This window comes from Streptomyces sp. NPDC127068, assembly GCF_042724695.1.
Lineage (GTDB): Bacteria > Actinomycetota > Actinomycetes > Streptomycetales > Streptomycetaceae > Streptomyces.
Map to the genome: position 1 here is coordinate 139,231 of NZ_JBHXEN010000016.1, position 7,089 is coordinate 146,319.

Sequence of the window (7,089 nt, forward strand, 5' to 3'; positions counted from 1 at the left end):
CTCATGGGAGGACCCTCGGGGCGCGAGACCCGTGGACGGATGGCGCCGGACCAGTCCGCACGTACCGGTGAGCGAAAACACGGGCATACTGGCTGGTCCCGGCCTGCCGGGTTCGCAGCCGCTCGCCCACGAGCCGAGGGTGCCCTCGCACGAGTGCGTCGCTTGCCGGGATCTGGAGGTAGAGCCGGGCCAGGTGACGGGTGCGCGGCAGCGGGCCGGCGGGACCGTCCTTGTACGCCGCGTACAGCGCACCCGGCGCCGACCGGTCGGTCTCCACGAGCCGCGTCAGCCGATCGTCGGAGCATCGGCGTGTGCTGGCTCCGCAGTCCGTGGGCGGAACCACTTGACCGATGACGCCCCGGGCCCCGTCACAGCCGACGATGAAGGCGCGATCGATGTCGAGCCCCGCGCACCACAGCCGTGGACGATCGTCGACGGAGGAACACGGGCCGAGGACGGGGCGCTCGAAGTGCGGCGGACCACTCGTCTGGTGCGGGGCCGCTAGCCGATCGCGTACGAGCCTCCGCCGTGGACGCACGCGGTGATGCGCACCGTGGGTGCGGGCGGCGTGGTCGAGGCGGATCTGTCGACCCTGGCAGGGGAGATCGCACCATTCGTGCGTCCGGCCTTCGGCGAGGAGATTCGCTGCCAAACCCTGCTCGCGCGGGTGCGCGACCGCCTGGTGTTCCGGCAACCCGGCCCAGGTCCAGCGCTCGACCACCTCGCGAGGGTGCCGTTCGAACAACCGGACCTCTGTTGCTGCCCGCGGAAGGGCACCGGCGAGGGCCGATCCGGCGGGGCGACCGCCGACCACGGCCGCCCGCACGCGGACCCGCCCCCCGGTGCGAATCATTCGACACCCACCCGTGTCGCGGCGGGTGGACGCGAGGGACGCCAGACCCCGCGCAGCGCGGCCGGGGGCGTCCGAGCCTGCCAGGACGGACACGCGTGGAGTACGGCCCTGGCGCCGGGTAGGGCCGGCCACCCGGTGAAGCCGGTGTCCAGCGGGGTCCACCGGAGCGATGGGCCCACCTCGTGCGGCACGGGTCCAAGCGTTGCCCGACCTCTCCGTCGGACACCCGTGGACCACGGGATCGATGTCGCGCCGCGTCCCGACCACGTTGACCGGGAGAGCCGAGTGCCTGGCCCGGCGAGGGACAGGTGGTGCGGAGGGCACGCGGGTCATCGGTCGGGGCCGTTCAGGGGGTGTGTCTCCACGGTGATACCCGGTTCCGGCTCCGGGGGCGGGGATTCACGGGTGGCGGTGGCGACCAGGTACCCGGGCAGCACGAACCGAGTGCGGACCCGCATCGGTGCCCCGCATCGTGCGGCGAGGGCATGTACGGCTGCCGGGCCGTACAGCTTGCGCAGGCTGATGACACCGTCGTGTACGAGGGCCGGCCCCCCGAGCAGGCACCACATCGGCACTACAGCGAGGTAGGCCGGGTTCCGCCATCCGTCCACGATCAGTAGCGTCCGCGCCACCCGAGTCCCCTCCCGCAGCAGTGCGGCCACCCCGGCCGGCTCCAGATGGTGCAGGGACATGGTCAGGACAGCCAGGTCGTAGGCCCCGTCCGGTGCATCGACCGAGGTTGCGTCCAGCACTTCGCACCGAGCCCGCGGATGATGGCCCAGCGGCCCCTCCCGCAGACGGGTGACCACCCCGGGATTCACATCACTCACCGTCAGTCGGGCGCCGGGATGGCGATCGAGGACGTATTGGCCCAGCCGCCCGTACCCCGCGCCCAACTCCAACACACGCGGCTCCGTCATACCGCCCACTAGGCCGAGGACCTGACGAGCGTATGACCTGTAACCCAGGGTCAGCCATTGAAAACGGTCGAGACCGCGCAGAACCCGAAAGCACTTCGCCTCGGATTCCGGTCGATCGATGTACTCGGACCGGTCCGTCTCGAACAATCGGTCCCACCAAGAGGCACCCGGACCGCCTCGGGGCATGTCCACACTCATGTCGGTCTGCTTCACCTCACTCGTCGAACGAGGACCGTGAGGGCTCCTGACGTCGCCCCCGCGGAGTGCAGCTCCAGCACTTCTGCAACCCACCGCACGTCGGGCCCGGAGCAGGCGAAGCCGAGTCACGAGTGCGGGCTACTTGCCAGCAGTGTGGCGGTCGACGACGGAACGCTGAACCGAAGCAACGTCAAATCACCCACACGGGGCAATCGCACTCCTTATGTACGATTGCCCGACGTCGGTGCCACCAGCCACGTCCACGTGGGCGTGGTGGGCATCCGCCGCTGCTCGCCGGGACAAGGAGTTCCAACGGAACCAGCCTGACTGTTCCGGGCCGCAGGGCGCCGCGCGCGCCCACCTCCCGCTTCTCGGCCTCCCCTCCTGCCCGGCGCGGCAGGGCATCGGGCAGTGGTCCGCTCTCACCGGCGTACGCCATGGCCGTGGACCTGAGGGGTGTGCGCCACCGTGCGAGTTCGCGGCCCTCCCGCAACTATGCGCCGTGCACGTACTCTCCCCACGGCCTGTCGGATGGCGGGACAGTGGCGAACGTGGGCGCTGTCCCGCACCTCGCTTGCTTGCCGCGGAACTCTTTGGCGAAGGCTAAGTGATGCGGCCTCTGGCGCTCGGGCCGTGACCATCCTTCTTGGGGCCTGCTCACGGTCCCTGTCCCTGTCCCTGTCCCTGTCCCTGTCCCCCACACGATGAACTCTTCGATCAAGACGGGGGTTCGATGACGCGAACCACGACACGAACTCTGGGCACGATCATGGCCCGGACTCAGGCGCTCGTCCAACCTCCCCTGCACGAGGTAGTCGACGGCATCCATCCGGCCCTGGCGCGGATCTGCGCCTACCACTTCGGCTGGTGCGACGCGAAGGGGAAACCGGTGTCCGGGGCGCAGCCCGGCAAGATGCTGCGGGCCACGGTCACGCTACTGGCCGCCGAGGCGGCCGGAGGAACCCCTGCGCGTACCGCGGCCGTACCAGGGGCTGTCGCGATCGAGTTGCTGCACAACTTCGCGTTGCTGCACGACGACGTGTTCGACCAGGACGCGCTCCGCCGAGGCCGCCCCACGGTATGGGCCGCCTTCGGCACCAATTCCGCTGTCCTCGCGGGCGACGCCCTGTCGGCGGCCTCGATCCGAACGCTGGCCGCCGTCGAGACCGATACCGGCCACCGGGCCTTGAGGATGCTTCTGCACGGCTTCGTCGAGCTCTGCAACGGTTGCTCTAATGAACTCATTTCCACCGACCTCACCACAGTGGAGGACTATCTGCGGATGAGCGCAGCGAAGTCTGGTGCGCTACTCGCCGCCGCCGCCGGAATCGGAGCCGCCCTCGGCTCAGGGGACAACGCCCTCATCGCCGGACTCCGTTCCGCGTGTCTGACCGCCAGCCTGGCCTGGCAGGCCGCCAACGACGTGGAGGACATCTGGGGCGACTCGGAGATCACTGGGAAGCACGCCTTCGGTGATCTGCGGCAGGGGAGGTTGACCCTGCCCGTCCTGGCCGCTGTCCGCTCCGGCACATCAGCCGGCGAGGAGGCCGCCTCGCTCTTGAACCGTATGGACAACCGCTCCTGGGAGCCGGAACGCCTAGCCGACCTCATCGAATCGGCAGGAGGTCGTTCGTTCGCCGAGGACATCGCCAGGGAGAAGCTCGCCGCCGCCCTGCACTCCCTGGAAAGCATCGATATGCCGGCCCGCTCCAGGCAGGAACTGGGAAGTGTGTTTCGTCTGATCGTCACCCGTGCTCCCTGACTCCCGAAAAGACAGACCTTCCTCGGCCCCACTCCCGAAAGGACGCCATGGAACATCGCAGCAGTGCCTCTCCGCCAGTCGTGCGCAATGACTACGAAGAGCTTCTGCACCAGCACTGGCAGGAGAAACAGGACGACCCCATCAACCTGCTGCTCGGCAAGACGGACAGCCTCTACCATCACCACTTCGGCATCGGAGAGTTCGACCGACGTATCCTGAGGACTCCGCCGGAGGAGCGCGAACAACGCGTACTGGAAGAAATGCATCGGATGGAGAACGACCAGGTCTCCATCATCCTCACCGGTCTCGGCGCGGTCTCCGCGACCGCTCGTCTGCTGGACGCGGGCTCCGGCCGCGGAGGCACCGCCTTCGCTATTCATGACGCCTTCGGCTGTGACGTCGACGGAGTCAACTTCTGCACACATCACGTAGCTTTCGCCCGTGAACTCGCCCAACAGCGAGGCGCCTCGGGGGCTGTGCGATTCCACTACGCCAACATGGTGGCGACACCCTTCCCCGATGCTGCATTCCAGTACGTCGTCAGCAACGAGACGACGATGTACGTCGACCTCTTCGAAGCCTTCGCGGAGTTCGCACGCGTACTGGAACCAGGCGGCCGGTACGTACTGACCACCTGGTGCGCCAACGACGCGGTCCCCCTCAGCGCCTCGGGGATCGCAGGCATCAACGAACACTACGTTTGCCGCATCCACCACCGCAGCACCTACTTCCGGGCACTCGCCGCCAGCGGTCTGGCACCCTCCAGGGTGATTGACCTCACGCAGGACGCCATCCCGTACTGGGAACTCCGCACCCACTGCCACCTGCGCACCGGTGTCGAACCCCTGTTCCTGCAGGCGCACCGCGACAAGACTCTCAATTACCTGACCATCACCGCGGAACGTGTCCACACACCGGGCGATTCCCACGACTGAGGGCAGCCCGACGTTTCAAGCGGGCCATATCAGCCGAACGCATCCCGCTCTCGGCCCCACTGTTGAGACGCTGCCCAGGGACTGGCCCCTTCCGCACTGACGGGACGGGGCGGCCAGCAGATACTCAGTCCGTGTCCCGGTCCGCGGGCGATCGTCATGCCCTCTGGACGAGAGCTGTGACGTGTTCACAGGTCGCGGCTTCCTTCCCCGTTGAGGACGTTCCCGCGCCGATGATCTGCGGCAGCCCAGCGTTTCCGGCCGGCCCGGAGGAGGAACATTCCTGATGCACACCCCCGACATGCCGGGCGCCGACGTCGGCGCCCTCAGCCCAGCGGCGCCCGGCAGCAGCGCGCCGCCTCACCTGGCCACGGCACGTTCGCTCGTGTCCGGATGGTCCGCATCGCAGGCGGGGCGGAGTCAGAGTGCCGGCCCGGCGAACTGGGGCACCGTGACCGACCCAGTGCTGCTGCGACGGCTCGCCCCCGAGCAACCGCGTGACCTCACGGCACGGATGCGTGCGTTCCTCGTCGACCAGGTGGCCGCCACGGGCGACTACCTCGGCGCGAGCACGAGCACCGTCAAGCTCTCCATCGCCCTCCACCGGGTCTTCGAGTCCCTCCATGACACTCTCCCCTTCGACATCGGCCGTCAGCGCTGTGCCCATACAGCGCTCACCGACCGAGGTGTCGGCTTCACAGCGCTGCGGACGCGCAGTGGCCCCTCCGGCTATCCGAGCCGGAGTAGTTCCGCGCATGACTACTGGGGCGAGAACTCGCACGCGCCCACCTCTCCGGGTTGCGCCGACGGCCTCGCGAAGACCTCCGAGCTGACCTGGTCGCCGTCGCGCAGGTGGTCGCGGTCGTCGGTGACAGCGCTCTGGGCTTCGGAGCCTCCACCCGCCCGGTGATCGTGGTTCTCAACGACAACAGCCGGTCCTACGAACCGACCGGGAAGCACTACCCCTCACCGAGAGGGGCGAGGAGACATCATCATCCGTGTGACGACAGGAGGTTCCTGCGATGACCATCCCAACCAAACGCGTCCTGCTCGCCGCCCCCCGCGGATACTGCGCGGGAGTGGACCGCGCCGTGATCGCCGTGGAGAAGGCGCTGGAGCAGTACGGCTCGCCCATCTACGTCCGCCACGAGATCGTTCACAACAAGTACGTGGTGCAGACGCTGGAGCGGAAAGGCGCGATCTTCGTCAAGGAGACGGCGGAGGTTCCCGAAGGGTCAATCGTCATGTTCTCCGCGCACGGTGTGGCCCCGGTCGTCCACAAGGAGGCCGCCGCGCGCCGGCTCGCTACCATCGACGCGACCTGCCCCCTGGTGACCAAGGTCCACAAGGAGGCCGTGCGCTTCGCCAACGAGGACTACGACATCCTCCTGATCGGCCACGAGGGCCACGAGGAGGTCATCGGCACCTCCGGCGAGGCCCCCGACCACATCACCCTGGTCGACGGCCCCGACGACGTGGCGAAGGTCGAGGTCCGCGACGAGTCCAAGGTCGTCTGGCTCTCCCAGACCACCCTTTCCGTCGACGAGGCGATGGAGACGGTGGACCGGCTGAAGCAGAGGTTCCCCCAGCTGATCTCGCCGCCAAGCGACGACATCTGCTACGCCACCCAGAACCGCCAGATCGCGGTGAAGCAGATGGGCTCCGAGGCGGACCTGGTGATCGTCGTTGGCTCCAAGAACTCCTCCAACTCGGTCCGGCTAGTCGAGGTCGCTTTGGGCGCAGGCGCCCAGAGGGCCCGCCTGGTCGACTTCGCCGAAGAGATCGAGGAGGCCTGGCTGGAGGGCGTCAGCACGGTCGGGCTGACATCAGGCGCCTCCGTCCCCGACATCCTGGTCGAGGGCGTGCTGGAATGGTTGTCCCAGCGCGGCTTCCAGGATGTGGAGCTGGTCAAGGCGGCCGAGGAGTCAATCACCTTCTCGCTGCCGAAGGAACTGCGCCGCGATCTGCGCGCCGAGGCCGCAGGCGGGGCGGACGAGGCCCGCTGATCCCTGGTGGCTGTACACGGATGCGGGCCAGGTGACCGGGCCGGTCGGGTCGGTGGAGATCGTGCGGTCGCGGAGTCTGGACGTGGTGGTGCGGCGGATGGTCCACACCCACGACGTCGCAGTTCCGGACGGTCGGCTGGGGAGACGTGTACTCCCCGTCGCTGCTTCAACGCGTGCTTGAACTCCTGGAGCGTCACCACGACGGGGGTGCCCGTCGAGATCCCCTAAGAACTCCTATCGGAATGACTTCAGGCGTCGCCAGCAGATGAGTGCGCATCCGAGGGTGAGGAAGGCTTCGTGGATGTCGTCGCGTATCTCCCAGTGGATCCGCAGGCGACGGAACCAGTGCAGGTGAGCGAACGCACGCTCCACGGCCCAGCGTTGGGTGCCCAGGCCGGAGCCGTGCTCGGTGCCGCGG

At 68.2% G+C, this 7,089-nt stretch carries 7 protein-coding genes; 4 read left to right on the forward strand and 3 right to left on the reverse strand.

Annotated elements, in window-relative coordinates:
- Position 1: 1 nt before the first annotated feature.
- Positions 2-1,186, reverse strand: coding sequence for an FAD-dependent monooxygenase (locus ACFWIA_RS12890; RefSeq protein ID WP_387003226.1), 1,185 nt, complete (start codon positions 1,184-1,186; stop codon positions 2-4).
- Positions 1,183-1,773 (reverse strand): class I SAM-dependent methyltransferase, encoded by a 591-nt coding sequence (locus ACFWIA_RS12895; RefSeq protein WP_387003228.1) that lies wholly within the window; start codon positions 1,771-1,773, stop codon positions 1,183-1,185. The genes ACFWIA_RS12890 and ACFWIA_RS12895 overlap by 4 nt, the downstream gene beginning before the upstream one ends.
- Positions 1,774-2,704: 931 nt before the next feature.
- Here ACFWIA_RS12895 and ACFWIA_RS12900 point away from each other — a divergent pair.
- From ACFWIA_RS12900 to ACFWIA_RS12915, 4 genes are all read left to right on the forward strand, one after another.
- Entirely contained in the window at positions 2,705-3,733 is a 1,029-nt protein-coding gene (locus ACFWIA_RS12900; protein WP_387003231.1) for a polyprenyl synthetase family protein, read from the forward strand.
- A gap of 47 nt (positions 3,734-3,780) precedes the next feature.
- Positions 3,781-4,668, forward strand: coding sequence for an SAM-dependent methyltransferase (locus tag ACFWIA_RS12905; protein WP_387003233.1), 888 nt, complete (start codon positions 3,781-3,783; stop codon positions 4,666-4,668).
- Positions 4,669-5,116: 448 nt separating this feature from the next.
- A complete protein-coding gene (locus tag ACFWIA_RS12910) occupies positions 5,117-5,575 on the forward strand; it encodes a 1-deoxy-D-xylulose-5-phosphate synthase N-terminal domain-containing protein (RefSeq protein WP_387003235.1) in 459 nt (152 codons plus the stop codon).
- 112 nt (positions 5,576-5,687) lie between these two features.
- The gene (locus tag ACFWIA_RS12915) at positions 5,688-6,671 is read left to right on the forward strand and encodes a 4-hydroxy-3-methylbut-2-enyl diphosphate reductase (protein WP_387003237.1); all 984 of its coding nucleotides are present in this window, start codon (positions 5,688-5,690) and stop codon (positions 6,669-6,671) included.
- 234 nt (positions 6,672-6,905) lie between these two features.
- Here the strand turns inward: ACFWIA_RS12915 and ACFWIA_RS12920 are convergent.
- Positions 6,906-7,089 (reverse strand): transposase (locus tag ACFWIA_RS12920; protein ID WP_387003240.1); only part of this gene is annotated, 184 nt, incomplete at its 5' end.

Excerpts from the sequence above, each read along its gene's own strand:
- ACFWIA_RS12890 (WP_387003226.1), bottom strand. The coding sequence starts at position 1,186 with ATGACCCGCGTGCCCTCCGCACCACCTGTCCCTCGCCGGGCCAGGCAC.
- ACFWIA_RS12895 (WP_387003228.1), bottom strand. The coding sequence starts at position 1,773 with ATGACGGAGCCGCGTGTGTTGGAGTTGGGCGCGGGGTACGGGCGGCTG.
- ACFWIA_RS12900 (WP_387003231.1), top strand. The coding sequence starts at position 2,705 with ATGACGCGAACCACGACACGAACTCTGGGCACGATCATGGCCCGGACT.
- ACFWIA_RS12905 (WP_387003233.1), top strand. The coding sequence starts at position 3,781 with ATGGAACATCGCAGCAGTGCCTCTCCGCCAGTCGTGCGCAATGACTAC.
- ACFWIA_RS12915 (WP_387003237.1), top strand. The coding sequence starts at position 5,688 with ATGACCATCCCAACCAAACGCGTCCTGCTCGCCGCCCCCCGCGGATAC.